Below are 17745 nucleotides of genomic sequence, written 5' to 3'. Positions count from 1 at the left end.
CATGCAGGCTCACGATCACGCCGCTCATGGGTCGATGCTTGATTGGCTGCCCGTGGCACTGATCGTTCTACTTACGCTGGCGTATCTTCTGGCCGCTTATGCCCAGCGGCAACAAACAGCCGGATGGAGCGTTTGGCGAAGTATCTTTTTTAGCCTGGGTAGTCTGCTGATAGCTATCGCCGTGGCGCCCCCTTTAATGGCTTGGGCGCACCATGATCTAGTGGGCCACATGGTTTTGCATCTATTAATTGGTATGTTTGCACCGCTCGCTTGGGTACTGGCGGCCCCTGTTACGTTACTGCTACGCGCCTTGCCTCAGGCGGGCGGAAGACGAGTCGTCGCTTTGCTACACAGCCGGTTTGTGCGCTTTGTTTCACACCCGGTTAGCGCACTTGTGCTCAATATCGGCGGTATGTACGTGCTCTATTTAACGCCGCTTTATGCGCTATCTCTCCATCACCCGATAGTGCATGTTGTCATACACCTGCACTTTCTTTTGGCCGGGTACCTGTTCTGCTGGACGATTCTGGCCGAGCCTGATGTGTCGCCCCATCGGCTGAGCCTGCTTTTTCGGATGGGCGTACTGTTTGCGTCTATTGCCACTCATAGCCTGTTGGGCAAGCTGATGTACGGCTACGGTTGGCCTCGTGGTACTGGCCATTCGCTTGAGGAAGTACAGGCCGCCGCCCAATGGATGTATTACGGCGGCGACCTGGCGGAAGTGCTGCTGGCCGTGGTGTTGTTAACGCTTTGGTTGCGCACGCCCGTTGAGCGGCGTGAGGGTTTATTGTCAGGCGCTAGGATTGGTTAATACTATGGTTTTAAAGGCTTAGACTTAGGGGGTGCAGTACTCCTCACCAAGTGCTTCTCTTCCCGCATCTAATAGCATTGTACTAATCATTTCAGCATCTTGAGATCCGAACACGCGCCCACCTGTTTGTTCGGCGATGCAGTTTGATAATCCGCTGTTCGAAATATCCACAACGTTAATTTTGAGCCTGGGCTGTTGGCGGGCAATTTCTTGAGCAATAGCGCATTGGTCCTGACCACAGCCATCATCGCCATCAACAAACGCTAAAATAACCGCATCACGCTCTTTGCCATCAACGATATTGGCGGCCTGTAATAAGCTTGCTCCTAGTGGTGTACCGTCATTAGCCAGCAATCGATTAACACCCTTTATGAGCTGTGGGCGTTGCTCTGCAGAGAACATGCCTTGCATAACCGTAGCGTCACACCCTTGATAGGTGATCAGTCCAATATCGACACTGGGGTCAATCGCCTGCACTAAGTCGGTGAAGGCTCCTTGAGCGACAGTGAGACGTGAGGGACTGGCAATTATTTGCTGCATACGTGGATCATTGATCTGAAACTCACGCAGGGCATCGGGCATGTTGAAAAACCACAATTCATCTTCCCTGGACGTTTGAATATTCAGGTTCATGGAACCGGAAGTATCAAAGATAGCTACGAATTCTGGTGGGGGGGTGTTGTCGCTATAGCAGACAAGAGGGATTGTTTCGTCTTCGCTTGGTTGCCAAGGAAGAGAAAACGGTCCCCATCGATTAAAGGCAAGCCACAAGCCAAGCAGTATTAGCCCAACCATAAGCGGTAAGAGTAATAACGGTAATAGCAAGTGATAGCGCCGCCTTGGAGGATCTGCTGGTCGTGCCATTACAGGTTGATTGATTGGCGTTGAGGACGTAACAGGACCTGCCATCGACTGCACGGGTACCCAGTGAACTAAAAGCGGTTCGCCATTTACTGAGTACAGATTTTCGGTGCTGGGCCCCGAGGGCAACTGCCTTAACTCACTCGCAGCTGCGTTGTCTCGTTTTTCCAGTTCAGTGATCAGGTTGCTTAAAGCCAATAAGCGTTGATCAAGACGCTCTTTCAGCTTCTGCTGGTCACTGAGTGGAAGCTCTTTAAAGTGATGGGATTGTCCCGGTAACTCCGTCCACCACTCCAGACTATCGGAATTTCCCGGGCGAGGCGTGGCAAATAAGTTGCCTATGCTAGGAGGGCTGTAGCGATGGACGAGCCTCTGCAACCGCTGTGGTTGCAGAGGGTCTGCCAAAGCAAGCCCTTCCTCACGCAGAATACGCTGCATGGAGGCCCTCCAGCGAGGAGGCCGCTATCTTTTGAATCATCACGGTGCATAGCCCAGGCTTTGTTGAAGTCTGTCTACTTGCTCTTGCAAAGCTTTAAGCCGTGCTTGTCGTTCAGCGAAACTCTCCTTTTCTGCACCAGACGTTGCTAAGTCCGCGTTATTCTGCTGCGCTAACGCGTTCAGTTGATGCTGTAGCCCTAACTGATCTTGAGAGCGGCTCTGTAAGCGCACCATTAAGTGTTCAATCGTACGCTCAAGTTCATATTGTTGCTGATTAGTCACGCGTAGCTCATCTCGTGTAGCACGTTGCTGCTCTGCAATTTGCCGCTGGATATCACGAAACAGTGCATTTTCTTCTTTATCAAGCTGCACTTGCTGCTCGCCAGCATCGATACGTGACCGATAGCCGCCGCCAGCATCACAAGATAGCTTGGTGAGAAGACTGGCTTCTTGGCTGGGGTCACAAGCTTGCGGAGAAGTGGCACAGCCATTAAGTAGTATCAGGCCGCAAGCGACAGCCATAAGTTGAAACTTCATCATAGTGTCTTCTTACCCCAGAGTGATCGCAGAACGCATGCTGTAGAGATCATCGACTTCTTGTTGCAGCGCTAGTACCTGCTGATTCATTACGGCAATGTCTTGCTCAACCTGCTGAATTTCAGAAGAGCTTGCTTCTTGACGCTCTAACTGGGCCACTTCTTCATATTCGGTCACTGTTTTTTGCATGTTTCGAATATCGCGTCGTAGGATCTCGATATTACTGTCGATACCGGCTAAATCGTTTTGAGCCATTTCCTGGTTTATACGTTGCTCAGCCATTTCCTGCTCTAATCGTTCGATACGTTGGCGGTCTTCGGCCATAACTTGACGGGCCGTTTCTGTGCGGGCGATAACTTTCTGAGTATCTTGCTGAATATCTTTGCTCATCATCTGTAAGCGCTCTGCTGATGAAGCATATTCATTACGCCGCTGGTCTAAATAGTAGTTAGCACCCATGGCGACGCCACAGGCACTGATGCCTGCAATAATGGCACACTGAGCTTGGTTGCTAGAGCCACTGAGCATACATCCTATAACGCCAACAGCTGCACCTGCTGCGCAGGCTTGAAAACCAGATTTATTGAAAAACTGAGCATCGTTGCCTTGCGTTAAGCGTGGATCTGCTGATTGGTTGTCAGAACTGTTGAATAAGCTACTACCGGTGCTGGCGCAACCAGATAGAGCAAGTGTGCTTGCTATTGCTGAGCCAACGAGCAGCTTCTTAAAATAAGTGGTGTAGAGCGACATGTGTTGTTCCCTTGCGTTGTTTAATAGTGGTTATTATTTTGCCATGGCTTTACAGTTCTCAAGCCAAGCCCCGGCGGTAATGCTCTGATTGTTTAAAAACTGTTGCTGATGCCCCCAGTAAGTTTGAAGATAGGGTTCAAGCTCGCTTAACTGAGCGTTAAGGGAGAGAATTTCGCTAAATACTTGCACTTGTTCTGCTAGAGAATCGGAACTATATAGAGTGGCGGATTCCACCAAACTGCTTGCGTAATAACGGCTAAGACCTTGAAGGCGCTGTTCTTGATCCTCCAGGCGGGTTTGCCGCATTCCGCAACTGGCATCAGGGTTGTCGTTTTCACAGTTAACCCGATAGTTATCCGCCAGAAAATCATAAAAAATGCCATCGTCTTCTAACTTGGTGCATAGAAAAGCACCCAAGTTGAGGCTGGCACGAATTGCCTGGTTGCGTGCTTCTTCACGACGTTGGTTGCTGGCACGCAACTGGCGCTCTAGTGACTGAAGTTCTTCTTGTAAAGCATCATCTTGTACGCCAGAGGCCAGGGCGGCCAACTGGACTGCCGTATCCGGCGTGCCATCTTCTTCCTCTCCCAGTCCAAGCGCTGCCCACTGCTCTTCGATCTCTGCGATACGCTCTCGGGAGGTAAGTGTCGGTGCTACGACAGCCAGGCGCATGCCGGTAGCACGGCCGCGGGATTGGCCTTCACCATCATAGTACGGCTCTTCACTACGTAAGGCCGTGCGAATGTCTTCACGAGGGCTTAAATAATTGCCACCGCGCACGATAACGCCACCTGCTTGGCCATGCTGGCGGTCAAGCTTGTTAAGTCGGAAGGGTTCAAACATCATTTCACTGGCGTTACCCAGTATGTCATGTAGGCCTAATGGATTAGGGGCCAATAGGCCTGTTAGCTGGAGTCGTCCATTGGAAGACTGAGCGCCTGAAAACCATTCGTAAGCATTAATTCCTTCTGGCATGAGATAACGAGAATCACGATACTCCGCCGTACTTACTTCAAGACCGCCACGTGCAGCGAACTCCCATTCAGTTTCTGTGGGTAAACGCACGAAACCTAACGCACTGTCTTCCTGAGGAAGTGCATCCACCGCATTGTCACGCAGCCACAGGTTGTAAGTATCGCCAACCTGCATGGCATCAAACCAACTAATGCCTACTTTGGGAAGACGCTTACGATTAGAGAGGCCTGGGCATGTGTTTTCCATTAGGGCTTCGTACTGTAGTTCGGTTAGCTCGTACTTGGCCATTAGGTAGTACCGGGAGGTAGCTCCTTGGTCGTCTATAAAGCTACCCGAAATATGTGCTGGACGGCTTTGCTCCACGTAACCCCATCCTGTGCCGTCTTGCCCTACTTGAACGGGAAAGTCATCGAGTGGTTTGCTGACGGGCACATGTACCTGGCGAAACGTCATTGCACCACCGCACGGCATTGGAAGCACCACATCCCCACTCGAAGGGGCTGGGTTGTAGAGTCTTTCAGGCCATTGCTCCGCTTGGGCAATACTGGAAACGCTAAGTCCGGACAATAATAAGATAAGGCAACGTTCAAGCTTCACGTAGACTCTCCGCTGGTTGAATTCCGTAGGCACGTATCACGCCGACCATGACGACCAATAGCCCTACCGAAAAAGCGAGTATTAAAGCGATCACGGCATGGAGGGGGGTAATATGGCTCACAACGCCTGAGGCTAAATGGCTCGTGGCGAGGGCACGGTTAAAAACGACGGAACCCAGCGCAAATAGGCCCAGCCCTGCCACAAAAGCGATTAGCGTTAACACGCTCACTTGAGCGGCTATATAGGTGGCGATAGCCGGGCGTTGAAAACCAAGCAAGCGTAAAACAGCATACTCACGGCGTTTTCGATCAATGTTGGCTAAAAAAGCACCACTCATGGAGGCCATGCATCCAATAATCGCTGTTACGGCAATAACACCGAAAACGAGTTCTAGAACTCTATTGATGGTGCGTACATTTTCAATATCAGCAAGCTGGCTTGCAGTATCAATACGCTGGTTCTCCAACCACTCCACTAATCCCTGTACTGAATCGCCATCCTTGGCGTAAACACGCGCCCGGGCGTATCTCAATGGGTAATCATCTCGCGCTAAGCCATTATTTATGCCTAAAAGGGGACTTGCTTGACCGTCTCGAAAGTGTTCCAACTCAATAAGCAGTGAAAGATCCACAAAAGCAGCCGGACGCGAAAAGCGGGCAGGCTCTAGTACACCCGCAATTTCTACGTTCAGGTGACCACGCTCAAGCTGTTCATCAAGCCTTCTGTTAACCGCTAAAGTAAGAGATTCGCCCTCGATGACGTCAAGGCGCCTGGCCGCTGACTCACTTAAGATGATGCGTGCCCCTTCAGGGTAGCGATCCAGGGTGTTTAGCAACGGGTCGCCAGGTGCCGAAGGAATCAATTCGATGCCCTCCAGGAAGTGCTGACGATCCTTCAGCAAATTGGCTTGAGTATTCAGTGAGCGTGTTTGCCCAATAGCGAACCCTACCTCGGGATGTTCGCGCAGTTTCGTCATCCAGTGATCGTCATAACTACCGCTTGTCAGCATGCGCACTTCGAGGTTTCGTGGGTCATCAAGTAGCTCGCTTTGAAGCTGGCTAACAACGCCATGTTTGAGTCCGAAAAGCAGCAACAGCGGCGCAATCACTGCTACTAAAGCGGCCGCGATACATAACGATACTTGGCGATCATGCCAAAGATCCTGCAACGCTAAACGAGTAATGAGAAAAAATCGGTTACTGCGCGAAGGCAAAACAACACCCCTCTGGCGTTAAGGAGGCTGCCAGTCTTGGCAGTTTGAACTGATCAACCAGCGTGTAGTCATGGGAGACCACGAGTGCAGCCATATCGAGCTCTTTCACAAGCGATACCATAAGGTCAAAAAGCTGAGCCCCTGCGTATGGATCAAGAGCTGCCGTGGGTTCATCGGCCAGTAATACCTGCGGCTCATGTGCCATCGCTCGCACGAAAGCAGTGCGCTGGCGCTCTCCAATGGAAAGCGCACTAGGGCGTTTATCCAACAGAGCGTCCAGGCGCAGCTTGGCACAGGCATGCTGAATGCGTTCACTACTAGCGGGTAGGCCCAATAAGCGCCGGGGGAGCGTAATATTGTCGCGTACGCTCAAGTACGGCAGCAGCCCACCGTTCTGTAGTAAGAAGCCAATGTCTTTCGAGCGAATGCTGGCCAGGGTGTTTTCGTTCCTGTTATGCAGCAAGGCGGCCACGTCGGTCTTTGCCTTCCCAAGCGAATAGCTTTGCAGCGTGCTGGGAGCGAGCAAAAGCCCTATTGCTTCTAGCAGGGTGCTTTTACCACAGCCGCTAGGGCCGACAATTGCCGCTACTTGTCCCGAGATGAGAGCAAGTTCTGGCAAATAGACTTCGTGACGCTCATCGCCCTCACCACGTGCCACACGTAATTCCTTTAGATTCAGCACAGGCTTAAGGCATCATTTCTAGTGGAATCGGATAGACATCATCTCTAGGGTCGGCGCCTTCAGCGAGAGATACCCACCTATCAACGTCTTCGTTATAGCGCTGGTAATGACGTAGTTTAGTGGCGAGGCGTCTGATAAAGCGTTCTTGCTGCAAACCATCCCAACTCAGCCAGGTTTCTTCATCAAGATTAAGCACTTCGCTTTGATAGGGGAGGTCGTCAAGGTACTCGCCCATAAGTCCTAATTCGCTTAAGTGCTGCCCTTCGCTTTGCTGTACTTGATTAGGATCCGCACCCATTGCTGCAGCCACAGAGCGGAGCCGATCAAACATGTCGGTCGGCGAAATAAGCCCAGCATTTGCTGCGTTAAGAATTTCACTGACCACGTCACTCAAATCGCTAAGCTGCCCTTTGGTAAGCAGTACGCGCACGTCGATGGTTGGCACATGTTGAGCAATGAGATCTCGGTCGCTAATCCATGCTTCAAATACGGGTGGAGCTTGGCTTCCCGTTACTTGGCCAAGGTAAGCAAGGCGCATTGCATGGCCAATGACCTGCATATCATCCATCAAACGTTGCTCACTTGGGTCTTCAGTGGGCTCGGCGTTTAAAGCGCTACCGATGGCCTCATCGCCTAAATATGCCGCTTGAACCTGGTCCGTAATCGCGGAGGCTAAAGCATCAACACGCTGTCCAAAAAGTGTTACATCGCCTGTATTAACAGGGTAATAGAGTGAGGTGCCCGTGCCTGCGAACGTAGAGAGGTTGCTGTATTGTGCTTCAGCTTTAGCATGGTCCCCGTTGCTCTCGCCGCCAGGGGTTTTTAAATGCAAGGTATAGACTGCAATACCTTGACGGGCGGCTTCCAGACGAACCTGGTCTGCACTAAACCCTGTCGACGAGCGCTCGCTATCACTGTCAATTGCACTGGCGTCAGTGATTAAAACAATGTAGCGCGCGCCAAAATTACTCCACTCAATCTCTTCGACTGCCTGCATGATGCCCGCATAAGCATCTTCCTCCCAGCCAACGGTAGAAACCTGGGCTTCGCTGAGGCTTGCCACCCGGGCCATAAAATCGTTGCCGCTTTCAATATCAGCAGGATTAGCGAACATACGGGTGACATACTCAATGCCGGGTGCTGCGTCTACGCTGTCGCGATAGGAAACCAGGCCAAATTTTACCTGGTCTGTGAGCTGTTGGTCCTCAATCCTCTGGTATATACGCTCAACGGCTTCACGGGTACGCTCAATGTAGGGTCCCATGGAAGAGGTGGAGTCAATGACAAATACAACACCGGCATTAAACTCACGTAACTGCGCTGAAGGATCCTTCTGGGTATCATCCTGCTGGCCTTCTTCAGCCGCCTCACTGACAGAAGCAACACGCAGCAAGCGTGTCATAAAGCCAGCCTCAGTCATGATCTCTTCGCCTTCAAGAATAGGCAGTAAATAAAACTGTTCTTGAAGATCGACAAAGTACTCAGGCTCTTGGGCGACGATCCCCGAAGCCTCACCATCACGGCGTAGCTGAGCACGTAAGGGAGCTACTTTTCCGGAAGGCTCAAAGTCGTCAAAAATTTGCATCAGTCCGTCACGTTCTTTAAAGAACATCAGACGTTCACGATTAGCAGGATTGGTAAATGACAGTGTGAGCTGCATTTTCCAATCGACCGTACAGGATTCAGGCAGCCAGCCAATGGCGCTGCCATAACTATCGGGGCCCACCTTTAGCCAGTTTTCGCCACTCTTCTCGCTCAACTGATACACATAAAAACGGCTAAAGGCAGGTTGGAGCTCGCCCCCTGCACCGCCTGCATCTTGCACGAGGTGACAGCCTGGCGTTGTCAAAACGCGTTGGTAAAGTGTTTCCTTTCCTTCTTGTAATAAAGGTCGGTCGTCAGCGAGCGCTTGAGTAGCTGCCAACATGCCTACCGTCAGGCTCAGCAGTATCCTGTGCAGTGTCATGGCTGAAGTTCCTCAAGTCGCTGATTAGCTTCTGGATTTGTGGCGTCAATGCCTTGGGCGGTCTCGTACCAGAAGATAGCGGTTTCAGCATCCGCTTCTGGGAAGCAGGTACTGGATGCATGCTGTTCAGGATCAAATTGGCGGGCATAGCCAAGCGCGGCGTCAATATCGCCATTAAGCGCCTCATGGGCGTAAAGACGACGTGCTATGCCGCAACGCTCATTCGCTAGCGCGTCGTCAATCACGCTCAGCATGACGTCAGAATCAATCCCAGCAGAGGTGCAGCTCTGAATAAACTCAAGTTCGCCCTGTTCGGTCATACGCTGAAGAGAGCAGGGAGCGGCAATCCCTTCTGCCGGGCCCTCTTCACCGACCGGAGCTATTTCAGCTTCAGGTTCAGATTCAGGTTCAGGTTCAGGTTCTGGGGCAGCAGGCTCTTCTTCCAACGGCTGTTCAGGCTGACTTTCCTCCTGCTCTGCTTCGCTGGCAGCGTCTGAAGGCGCATTGCGCATCGCTAGGCCGAACCAGGCGGCGGCTGCAAGAAGTGCCAAAAGCACAATAGCCAGTACTATCCAAAGCCATCGCTTATTGCCCTTTTTTGCTGTCTGGGGCGCTTCTGGCGCTGGCGTTGTAACCTCGGCGGGTGATGGCTCAACCGGTATGGGGTCAGGCTCTGGTTCGGGTTCTGGCGCCGCCGGTGAATGTAGGGCCGCTCCTGCGGCTAATGAGGGCGTACTGCCACTGGCGCCGGATGGCATCAGGTCACGGGCTAGCTTTAAACGTGCGCGCCCCAACTCCGTGCCATCAGCAGCGTAAAACCGAACCATATTGGTGGCATGCGGATTTTCGATTAGTGGGTCAACGATCTGCTCATCGACCACAGCCGTCGAGTGGCCGTCCGCATTGGTTTGCAGCGTTGGCAGCGTGAATTTAAAAGAGTGGCTTCCCCACTTTCCATCGGCTTGTAAAAAGTGTTCATCCTGGTTGCGCTGAATGTCTACCGACAGACCTTCGCTCGGAGGAGTGCCACCGATCATTACTAGCTGGGCATAACCGGGTTTAAGATCAGACAGGGGGCGAAGCTCAACTTTACGCATACGCCTTCTCCTTGGTAGTGAATAACGCAAGTACCTCACCGAGGCGCTCATTCTGCTCAATGGTGATTTCGCGACCGCCGCTATGCCCGGCATTTTCTTGAGTCATGAGATAAAGTCCGGATAGCCAGTTGCCAAAATACACCTGCGCTTGATTGACGGGCTGGTCAGGTAGTTGCGGTAATTCGCCGTTGGGTAGGTGGTCACGCTGATAGCCAAATAGGGGACCTTTTCTACCCACAAGGCTTGCAGGCCGCTGATCCACAGGAAGGTAGTGAAAACCGAGCCAGGCAATGAAATCACGCAGCACGAGCTGGGCCGTCAATACTTGCCGTGACACGAGCCGATCCCGGCGGGCGCCGCTTTGAATGCGTTGCAGCAGGGCTTCTTGCAGTTTCTCTTGTACCTTTGACCGGCTGGCACCTGTAATCAGTTCATCGGCCAATAGCTTCATCAAATCACGATCCAGCCCCAGCATGCGTAACAGCCCTTGGCGCTGGGGAAACTCACGCAAGTGACCTACCCAGGCGTGATAGACGGCCTTGGCAAAGCGGTGATCAGCACTTTGCAGCACGGGCGCTCTTGGTGCCTGGGCGGGTATATCGGTTGGTTCGCCAGGACTGTCGCCAAAAGGAAGCGCTCCAAAGTCAGCTTCCAGGCCAGCACTACTGCTGCCATATAGCCCACCATTGTCGACGCTAGCGTCGTCGTCATCTTCTGTGGATGATGACAGGCTGTCTTCGCTGTCACTGAGGTAGAGGTCGCGAACGGTTTCGTCGGGCAGTTCCAGGTGATATTGCAGCTCTCCCATTGATTGCCAGCGCACCTGAAGCTCTTTCCAGAAACGGCCTGCAATGGCGCGCTTCTGCTCTACTTCACCATCGGCGTCATTGAAGTGCCAAGTAGCAAGACGATCCGTGACCAGCGTACGATATGTTTCCTTGAGCTGGCTTTCGATCCGGCCTAATTTGTACTCCAAGCCTGCAATGCGGCCCAGGTAGTCGCCAACGTGGGCCATGCCACCATCATCTAGCGTCAGCATTGCTTGCCAGGCATCGGCGGGTTGCTGAACGTGCTGCTGTACCGTCGGGCTTTCAATGAAGGTATTTTGCATGCTTGCCAAGGCTGCTTGTGTTGCTTCGTTTATGGCAACTTCCCGGCCTTCTTCACTTACCAGGAACGGCACAGGCAAACGCGGTTTGCGCACCAAGAAAGTATTATTAAACGCTTGGCCGGGTGACCACTCCTGCATCCACTCAAAGCTTCCGAAACGCTCCAGCATGGTCATTTTGATCAGACCTTCCCAGCCTTCACGCAACTGGCTTTCGGTTTGTTGCAACGCGCCGGAAATACGCTTATCGAACATGGTGAGCGCCCAGATCAGCCCAGGATCGCGCTGGCCGCGTTCGGCGGCTGTTTCGCCTTGGGTTTTTTCGATCCAGCGGGTTAAGACCGGGCCAACGCTTGTCACATCGCTCTGCTTGTCTGAACTTGTACAGACCACCAAGCCGTTCATTTCCTGGCTGTCCGTGTAGCGCTCGAACAGGTAGGCCACCTTGCCACGCAGCAAGAGTTGAGAAAGGCCTTCCTGGCTTCCTGATTCACCAATATTACGTAGGCTTAAACGGCCGCGATAACCGGGGAAGTCCAGCAGGTCCACCTGCTCTACCCGCGGGTCACGGGTAGGCTCGATCAGAGGAAAGGTCAGTTCCGCCGTGAGTGCTGCGAGTTGGGCAACCGATAAACTAACCGGCGCGGCCAGGGTATCGCCAATTGAGGGGCAAACCTCAAGCGTATAATCCTTTGCGGTACCCAGGCGCTCCAGTATGTCGACGTTCATGATGCTGTCGCGCTGACTAAAGCCGTCTCCATCGCTCACTACCAGGCAGCGAAGCGGGGCATAAACGCGAGCGGCGTGGCCCAAGGCATCCAGGGTCTGGGCGAGTTGGCGATAAAGGTGGGTAAGTTCGGGTTGTTCGCCCCATAAAATGGAGAACAGCTCAGCCCGTTGGTGGCTGGTAAGTTGCGGGGCAAGCTTGACTACCTGCGGCCAGTAGCGGGCGTTGAGTTTGCTGACGGATTTAGGAAAGCTCGCCTGTAGGTAGTCCCAAAGCTCTACCACATTTTCGGGCGTTACACCTTTCGGCGTTATCCCTGATTGGCGCTTTTCATCAGATTCAGCAGCGTAAAGCGACAGCAGGCGCGCGACTTTGCTTTCATCAATTTCGTAAACGTCTTCGCGTTCGTGGTCGAAGTCGTTGAACCAGGCATTCGCCAATACTTTCGCTACTTCCACTTCGCTGAACAGCTTGAGTTCAACCGGGAATTCGCTGGGGCCGGAGCTTGCCGTGCGGCTAAATCGTGTGACCAGGCCGGTCGCTTCCTTACCACCACCGACAGGGTTGATGTGTTCGATAAAGTCTAAACGAGCCGAGCCATAACGCGTTTCCAATTTGCCGTTTTCGCCAGCCGCCAGTGCGGATATAAGATACGACTTACCCGCTTGAGAGAGCCCAAAAAAGCCGACGGTCATTGGTGTCGTGGCGGCATGCGATAAGCTTTTCGCAAGGTTACGGGATCGATAAAGGGCAAGCCCCAGCGTGTCTGCTTCACTGTCGAGGCTAGGGGCGCTTTGGCGCACTGAGTCAATCCACTCCAGGGCTTCACCTGCGCCCTGATAAAAGGACTTCCAGCCTTCGCTGAGCTGTTTCTGTTCTGGCGTCAGCTGTCCTGGTGACAACTGTTCGGGTGTCAACTGGTTCATGTGCGTTTTACGCTCCCGCTGTCCAGCCAGTAGTTGGTATCGCCCAGTCCGGCATCATTAAGTGTATTGAGCTGCAGCTTCAGGTCACGTGAGCTAAAGCTGCCTTCACCGCTCGTTTCAACGCTGGCGATCTTCAGGCGATCACTGATCAGGCTGCCTTTGCTGGCCCGTTCATCCACCGCTAAACGTACCTTCAATATGAAAGCGTGGCCCGTATTGGCTTTGGCTTTTTCGAACTTCTCCGTCCCGGTCGGGGTAAACGTCAGCGTATAGAGCGGAGACGCTGACCAACGCTGAGCGGCTAGCTGGCGAAAGCCGATTCGAAGTGCACCGCGCATTTCGATTGCGGGCGTTTCCCCTGTTTCATCTTCTTGCAGATGAATCATGGTGCCGTCTTCGGAGGTTGTTATATCGCGATAGGTGATATCGGCATCAGGGATCGTATTATTGTTATCAATCAAACCAATATGACGAATCGTTGAATAGGGTTTCAGCTTCGCAGCATCGAAAAAGAAGTTGGACAGATCATGGCGGGTGCACAGTGAGCACAACATCGCGCCTACGGAAGCCGTGGTTTTAGGATCGTCTATACGGCCGTTGCGATGGAAGGGGTACCAACTGCCTGTGCGGTAACCCTGCAGTGGCAGGATGCGCCCCGGTGGTAGTGGCAGCATTTTGCGCAAATAGGCTTGGACACCCGGTAAACGTGATGGGCGGCCGGTAATCAAGAGCATGTCGCACTGATATTGGAAAACCACTTCACACAGCGATGCCAGGGTTTTGCAGATGTTGAAGCGATCTTGCAAAAAGGCACGATGAACGTCCAGCAAGTTGAACGTAAGCGGAATGCTCATCAAATCAAACGTAAGGTCCATGCCCAGCTCGTGCCTTAGTGCCGTTTCGACATAACGGTGCACCGATGTGCTTACCTTGTGCTCGCCTAAGCGTTCACCGTAGGTGAGTGTCTCTGAGCCACAAGGCTGCTCGGGGTTAAAGCTTTCATAGGCCTCAAGTAGCGCTAGGCCGAGCGGGGTGAAAACCTGCAGGTTAAGCTGTTGGCGTAGAACCTGATTCTGGGCATTAGCGTTGTCCTGCCCGCATAGTTGCGACATCATCGAGTCAGGCGATGCTACTCCTGCCTGCTTGAGCGCGGCCTCAAAACTGGGAAGTACGAACAGCTGAATGACATCAAGCAGGATGTCATCTCCGGCGACGCGGAAACCGTCACGAAAGCGCTGCTGTGGTACGACGGAGACATTACTGCCTCCGCTCGTTGATCCACTGCGGTCAAGATGGTAGTCGGTAATGACCAGGTCCGTGGTGCCGCCACCAATATCAATAGTGGCAAGGCTGACCTGCTCACGATGGGGTTTATCAGGGCGTGCAAGCGTTGCGAAGAACTCTTCTGGATGCCCGGCAAAGTTCTCCTTGATTTCCGTATAGAGGTAAACCAACTGGCCGCAGGAGGCTTCGTCCCACTCTACACGCAAGCTCGGCATCGGGACGCGTAAGGTGCCGTCAGCTTCTGCTTCAAACGGATTACTCTCTTCTTCACCGTGATCCCAGCCCAGGCTTTTCCAGATCAGGGCAACCGCTTGCTCAAGCCGTGATACCAGCAGGCTGCGTTCTGCCTGTGGCAGCGCTGGAGGCACTGTCAGGGTGATAGAGCGTAGCTGGCGAGGGCGGTTGGTATGCCCTTGCCGGGCACGCTGAGCGGGGCTGTTCATCTGCATCAATGCTTGTGCCAGCACTTCTGACAGCATGAAGGTCATCAGCGAGCTGCGCGAGTAGTGCGGCTTGAAGACAGGTAGCTGATCTTCTTCATCCAGCGTGTAGAGCGCATCCCCCAGCTCGTTAATCAGATGAGAGAAGGGGGCGGCGGTGGCATGTGGCTCCGTGTCGGTACGCACATACGCACTGTTAAAGCGCCAACCGTGGTGATATGTCTCATCGTCCCACAGGTAACGTTTGGGGCTGGATAGACCTGTGGAGCCTTCGGTGCCCCGCCGCCGTCCGGCCAAACGTCCTGCTTCCACGCCAACCCGGGCGATGGTAGGCCATAAGAAAGCGTCATGACGGCCACTCTTGACGGATAAGTGGTCTTTGCCAAAAAAGGTCTGTGAGAATTCAATACGACTATCAAACGGGTCTCTATAAACCCGCTCAGGATCGACAAGGTCACGCAGCTCAAGCACATAGTTGTGTCTCAGCCCCATGCCCGACTGGCCGTGATCTTCTATCAGAATCCCGCACGTACGCGAGTTGCCGACATCGAGCACTAGGTCGACGGGAATTACCCCTTCTTTCTGGGCGATAACCTTGATGTCAGGAATATGAACGCGTTTGCCCTGCTTGCTGTGCTCTTCTTCGATAGGCTGGCGCAGCAGGCTAAGTACGTTCAGGTAATGTGCAAAATGCTGGCACTCTTCAAGAGCGTCACGCATTTCCTGGCTATCAAGCTTGGGATTGGCTTCGCGGAAAAGCTCTTCAAGCCATTCTCTTACCCAGGATTGGTCAAGAAACCAGCGCATGTTCGACGTGCTGGTGGCCAGGCGGAAGTTGGTGCCTGAGTTGACGTCATCCGTCGTTGGGCAAAGGTATGCGGTGTTATCACGACGCGGCAGCGTTTGTGTATCAAAGGCTAACGTCAGGCGATGAGTATGGCCGTCGATATCGGGCTCATCCAAGGCCGTCAAGCGCATGCGGGCCCAGTTGGCAGGGCCTTCATCAAACTTGCTTGGCGGCCGAAAACGGAAAAAGGGGAGCGGGAGCCAGGCTTTATCCAACTGCTCAAGACTTGTCGACATCGCCATGTCGAATTGAGGGCGTTTAACGATTTCAAACTCGCCAGGCTCTACTTCATGAAATAAAGAGCCATCTTCTTCATTAACCAGCAGGCGAGTCAGCATCTTGTCCGTAGTGGCCAGATACATGAACTCCCCAGCTGGCTCCTTGCGAGGCTCCAGTGTTAAACCAAAGTCCAGGAACTGAACGCCGGAGTGGCTAACCAGAGTTGCCACCTCTTCGAAATTAATAATCTCAGGTAACATAATCCGTTTACCGTCCTATTCGCTGGCTTTCTGAAGCCGCATGGGAAAAGGTTCATCGTCATAGCTGGCTGCGCAGTCGGCCATTTCGCCCTCGTTTTGATGGCACTCTACGCGCGGCATTTCGTAATTACTGCCGTCTTCACAGCGAGCACGCTCTTGGGCTTCAACCTGGAGTTCACCACTTTGCATCACGGCAGTCACAGGACCTGAACACATCACACCAGCCTGCCCACCGCGGCGAATAAACATCTGTCCTTCGCCTTGGTTGAATGCGTAGCGTACTTGAAGAGGCTGACCACTCTGGCTATCCATTACGCCTGCGCCTTGCCAATTACCGTCGAGAAAAGCAGCTGTTCCATCTGGCGTGTTGGCAGGAAGGTTTAGTGGCTCAGGGAGGGCTGTTGGGCTCTGGGCTGTATTGGCTCTGCCTGCTGGCGGCTCTGTGGCACTGGGTGATAACGCGTTGACGGGCAGCTCACTGACAGGTGGCAATGGCTCAGAAAGCGCTAAATCCATATTTGATTGAGATGGCATCGTGTTTGCCAAGCTGTTATCAGATAACGCTATAGCAGGCGTTCCAGTTGAGCTTCCCTGGGCTGGCATGCTGGCTCCAGCGTTTAACCCAAAAACGCCATTTGGCAGCGCAAGATTTTTAGGGCCGATACTAAAAGGCCAAGTATTCAAGCCCTGCGAGGGCAGTTGAGGAACAGCAAAAGAAGGCGTTTGGACCGTCGGTAGACTTAGCTCAACCTTGGGTTCTAGCGGCGGTGTAGAACAGCGTTTCAATCCCAGCAGCAACAGCAAGCCTAAAAGTAAAGCCAAGGGCAATAGCCACCATAAACGGCGCCACCAAGGGCGCGGTTTCACAGCAGTGGGCTCATTGCTAGGCACGGCAGCCGCTAGTGGAGCTAGAGGCGGGGATATGGGCGCAGGAGCCTGTGCTGGCTCAGTCTCGGGATAGAGGCACTGCAAAGGATTAGCGTGCCGGTCGGCTTCAGGATGTATAAAGCCCCAAAAGGTGAGTACCGGAGTGCCGTCCACCAAATAAACATGGTTTTCATCTGGGAAGTGACAAGACCATTTGACTAAGCGTGCGAATACTTCGTGGTCACCGCCCTGGCCGTCACCGGGCATTTCGACAGCTTGAATCTCTTTTTTAAAAGATTCCAACTGAATACGCGCGTCCTCTCGTTCACCTTCAGTAGCATTCTTCCAAGGCACTACGTCACCGGGGATGCCACTGTACCAATCGACGCCTTCTCCCTGCTGGTCGCGTTGTGGTATAGCAAGGTGGCGCTCTTTTCCTTTTAGGCGGCGTGCAATAGTTTTACGTAATTGAAGCGCAGAGTGAAAAACCGGCTGCCCCGTCTCGCCAAGGGCGCGATATTGGTCTGTCTTACCGCTATGCAGCAACAGAGATGTCATGCCTATACCTTACTTTGAGGAACCACTCATTGACTGGTTCAGATAAGCCAGCGTTAAAAAAGTGGTTTCAATAAAGCAAGATCAAAAGAAGCTTGGCATGGAAGTGAAGTTGAATTTTTCAAAACCAGCGTTCCCTAACGAATTTTAATCGATTTGATTAGTTTTCTAAGCATCTTAACAAGGTTAATTTAGTAAAAAAAGGAAAGTTAGATTGGCAAGCGAGATGCTTTCTAAAAAGCCTGTTAATAGCGGATTTTAGATAGGATTTTTTTCGGGAAGGAAAACGCTGAAACGTGCACCAAAATCTCTTTTGCGTCATGTTTTTGAAACAAATTTTTAAGAGCCTTGGATTGGAAATAGACCATAAAATTCGCCCTTCTTGAGGACCATGAAGGGCGATAGTTCTTTATATCAACTTTTAGCAGTAAGTCGGTCGACATACCGCCACATACCGGTGTGCCGGTGCACGGTGCAAATGCGAGGTCGAGCCTATCAATACCTGCGCGGCCGAAAAACTGCACTTAAGCCAGTCAGTACTTAGCCATGAACTAAAGCGGCTTCGCGAGGCGCTGACTAGCAAGC

Annotated in this window: 13 protein-coding genes; 1 reads left to right on the top strand and 12 read right to left on the bottom strand. The window is 52.7% G+C overall.

The genetic code is table 11. The features are described from left to right. The first annotated feature begins 1 nt into the window (after position 1). The gene (locus ACT3R4_RS09090; RefSeq protein WP_192528424.1) at positions 2 to 811 is read left to right on the top strand and encodes a cytochrome c oxidase assembly protein; all 810 of its coding nucleotides are present in this window, start codon (positions 2 to 4) and stop codon (positions 809 to 811) included. Between the two features lie 24 nt (positions 812 to 835). On the opposite strand, the gene ACT3R4_RS09085 is transcribed toward ACT3R4_RS09090, so the two are convergent. From ACT3R4_RS09085 to ACT3R4_RS09030, 12 genes are all read right to left on the bottom strand, one after another. After that, on the bottom strand, positions 836 to 2110 hold the full coding sequence (locus tag ACT3R4_RS09085) for a vWA domain-containing protein (protein ID WP_192528423.1): 1275 nt from the start codon (positions 2108 to 2110) through the stop codon (positions 836 to 838). Between the two features lie 39 nt (positions 2111 to 2149). Then, positions 2150 to 2650 carry a hypothetical protein gene (locus tag ACT3R4_RS09080; RefSeq protein WP_441678564.1) on the bottom strand — a complete coding sequence of 167 codons (501 nt, stop codon included), beginning with the start codon at positions 2648 to 2650 and terminating at the stop codon, positions 2150 to 2152. Positions 2651 to 2659: 9 nt separating this feature from the next. Beyond that, complete coding sequence (locus tag ACT3R4_RS09075; RefSeq protein ID WP_192528422.1) at positions 2660 to 3397, bottom strand: coiled-coil domain-containing protein; 738 nt, start codon at positions 3395 to 3397, stop codon at positions 2660 to 2662. Between the two features lie 33 nt (positions 3398 to 3430). Next, positions 3431 to 4825, bottom strand: coding sequence for an SUMF1/EgtB/PvdO family nonheme iron enzyme (locus tag ACT3R4_RS09070; protein WP_225733912.1), 1395 nt, complete (start codon positions 4823 to 4825; stop codon positions 3431 to 3433). Between the two features lie 133 nt (positions 4826 to 4958). Continuing rightward, entirely contained in the window at positions 4959 to 6182 is a 1224-nt protein-coding gene (locus ACT3R4_RS09065) for an ABC transporter permease (protein ID WP_225733911.1), read from the bottom strand. Next, complete coding sequence (locus ACT3R4_RS09060; RefSeq protein ID WP_287076923.1) at positions 6166 to 6840, bottom strand: ABC transporter ATP-binding protein; 675 nt, start codon at positions 6838 to 6840, stop codon at positions 6166 to 6168. The genes ACT3R4_RS09065 and ACT3R4_RS09060 overlap by 17 nt, the downstream gene beginning before the upstream one ends. A 28-nt stretch (positions 6841 to 6868) precedes the next feature. After that, the gene (locus tag ACT3R4_RS09055; protein WP_192528420.1) at positions 6869 to 8830 is read right to left on the bottom strand and encodes a vWA domain-containing protein; all 1962 of its coding nucleotides are present in this window, start codon (positions 8828 to 8830) and stop codon (positions 6869 to 6871) included. Then, a complete protein-coding gene (locus tag ACT3R4_RS09050) occupies positions 8827 to 9927 on the bottom strand; it encodes a hypothetical protein (RefSeq protein ID WP_192528419.1) in 1101 nt (366 codons plus the stop codon). The genes ACT3R4_RS09055 and ACT3R4_RS09050 overlap by 4 nt, the downstream gene beginning before the upstream one ends. Then, a complete protein-coding gene (locus tag ACT3R4_RS09045; protein WP_192528418.1) occupies positions 9920 to 12688 on the bottom strand; it encodes a putative virulence factor in 2769 nt (922 codons plus the stop codon). Before ACT3R4_RS09045 ends, ACT3R4_RS09050 begins: the two co-directional genes overlap by 8 nt. Then, positions 12685 to 15738 carry a virulence factor SrfB gene (locus ACT3R4_RS09040; protein WP_192528417.1) on the bottom strand — a complete coding sequence of 1018 codons (3054 nt, stop codon included), beginning with the start codon at positions 15736 to 15738 and terminating at the stop codon, positions 12685 to 12687. The genes ACT3R4_RS09045 and ACT3R4_RS09040 overlap by 4 nt, the downstream gene beginning before the upstream one ends. 15 nt (positions 15739 to 15753) lie before the next feature. Further along, the gene (locus ACT3R4_RS09035) at positions 15754 to 17163 is read right to left on the bottom strand and encodes an SrfA family protein (protein ID WP_192528416.1); all 1410 of its coding nucleotides are present in this window, start codon (positions 17161 to 17163) and stop codon (positions 15754 to 15756) included. Positions 17164 to 17405: 242 nt separating this feature from the next. Next, positions 17406 to 17684, bottom strand: coding sequence for an arginase family protein (locus tag ACT3R4_RS09030; RefSeq protein WP_441678566.1), 279 nt, complete (start codon positions 17682 to 17684; stop codon positions 17406 to 17408). Positions 17685 to 17745 lie beyond the last annotated feature (61 nt).

This window comes from Halomonas sp. AOP7-E1-9, assembly GCF_052376035.1.
GTDB lineage: Bacteria > Pseudomonadota > Gammaproteobacteria > Pseudomonadales > Halomonadaceae > Vreelandella > Vreelandella citrativorans.
Note: the sequence above shows the minus strand (reverse complement) of the source record. Positions and strands in the feature narration are given on the sequence as shown.

What these genes read in the sequence shown, in the direction of transcription:
- ACT3R4_RS09090 (WP_192528424.1), top strand. Translation starts at nt 2, where the DNA reads ATGCAGGCTCACGATCACGCCGCTCATGGGTCGATGCTTGATTGGCTG.
- ACT3R4_RS09085 (WP_192528423.1), bottom strand. Translation starts at nt 2,110, where the DNA reads ATGCAGCGTATTCTGCGTGAGGAAGGGCTTGCTTTGGCAGACCCTCTG.
- ACT3R4_RS09080 (WP_441678564.1), bottom strand. Translation starts at nt 2,650, where the DNA reads ATGATGAAGTTTCAACTTATGGCTGTCGCTTGCGGCCTGATACTACTT.
- ACT3R4_RS09075 (WP_192528422.1), bottom strand. Translation starts at nt 3,397, where the DNA reads ATGTCGCTCTACACCACTTATTTTAAGAAGCTGCTCGTTGGCTCAGCA.
- ACT3R4_RS09070 (WP_225733912.1), bottom strand. Translation starts at nt 4,825, where the DNA reads ATGACGTTTCGCCAGGTACATGTGCCCGTCAGCAAACCACTCGATGAC.
- ACT3R4_RS09055 (WP_192528420.1), bottom strand. Translation starts at nt 8,830, where the DNA reads ATGACACTGCACAGGATACTGCTGAGCCTGACGGTAGGCATGTTGGCA.
- ACT3R4_RS09050 (WP_192528419.1), bottom strand. Translation starts at nt 9,927, where the DNA reads ATGCGTAAAGTTGAGCTTCGCCCCCTGTCTGATCTTAAACCCGGTTAT.
- ACT3R4_RS09045 (WP_192528418.1), bottom strand. Translation starts at nt 12,688, where the DNA reads ATGAACCAGTTGACACCCGAACAGTTGTCACCAGGACAGCTGACGCCA.
- ACT3R4_RS09040 (WP_192528417.1), bottom strand. Translation starts at nt 15,738, where the DNA reads ATGTTACCTGAGATTATTAATTTCGAAGAGGTGGCAACTCTGGTTAGC.
- ACT3R4_RS09035 (WP_192528416.1), bottom strand. Translation starts at nt 17,163, where the DNA reads ATGACATCTCTGTTGCTGCATAGCGGTAAGACAGACCAATATCGCGCC.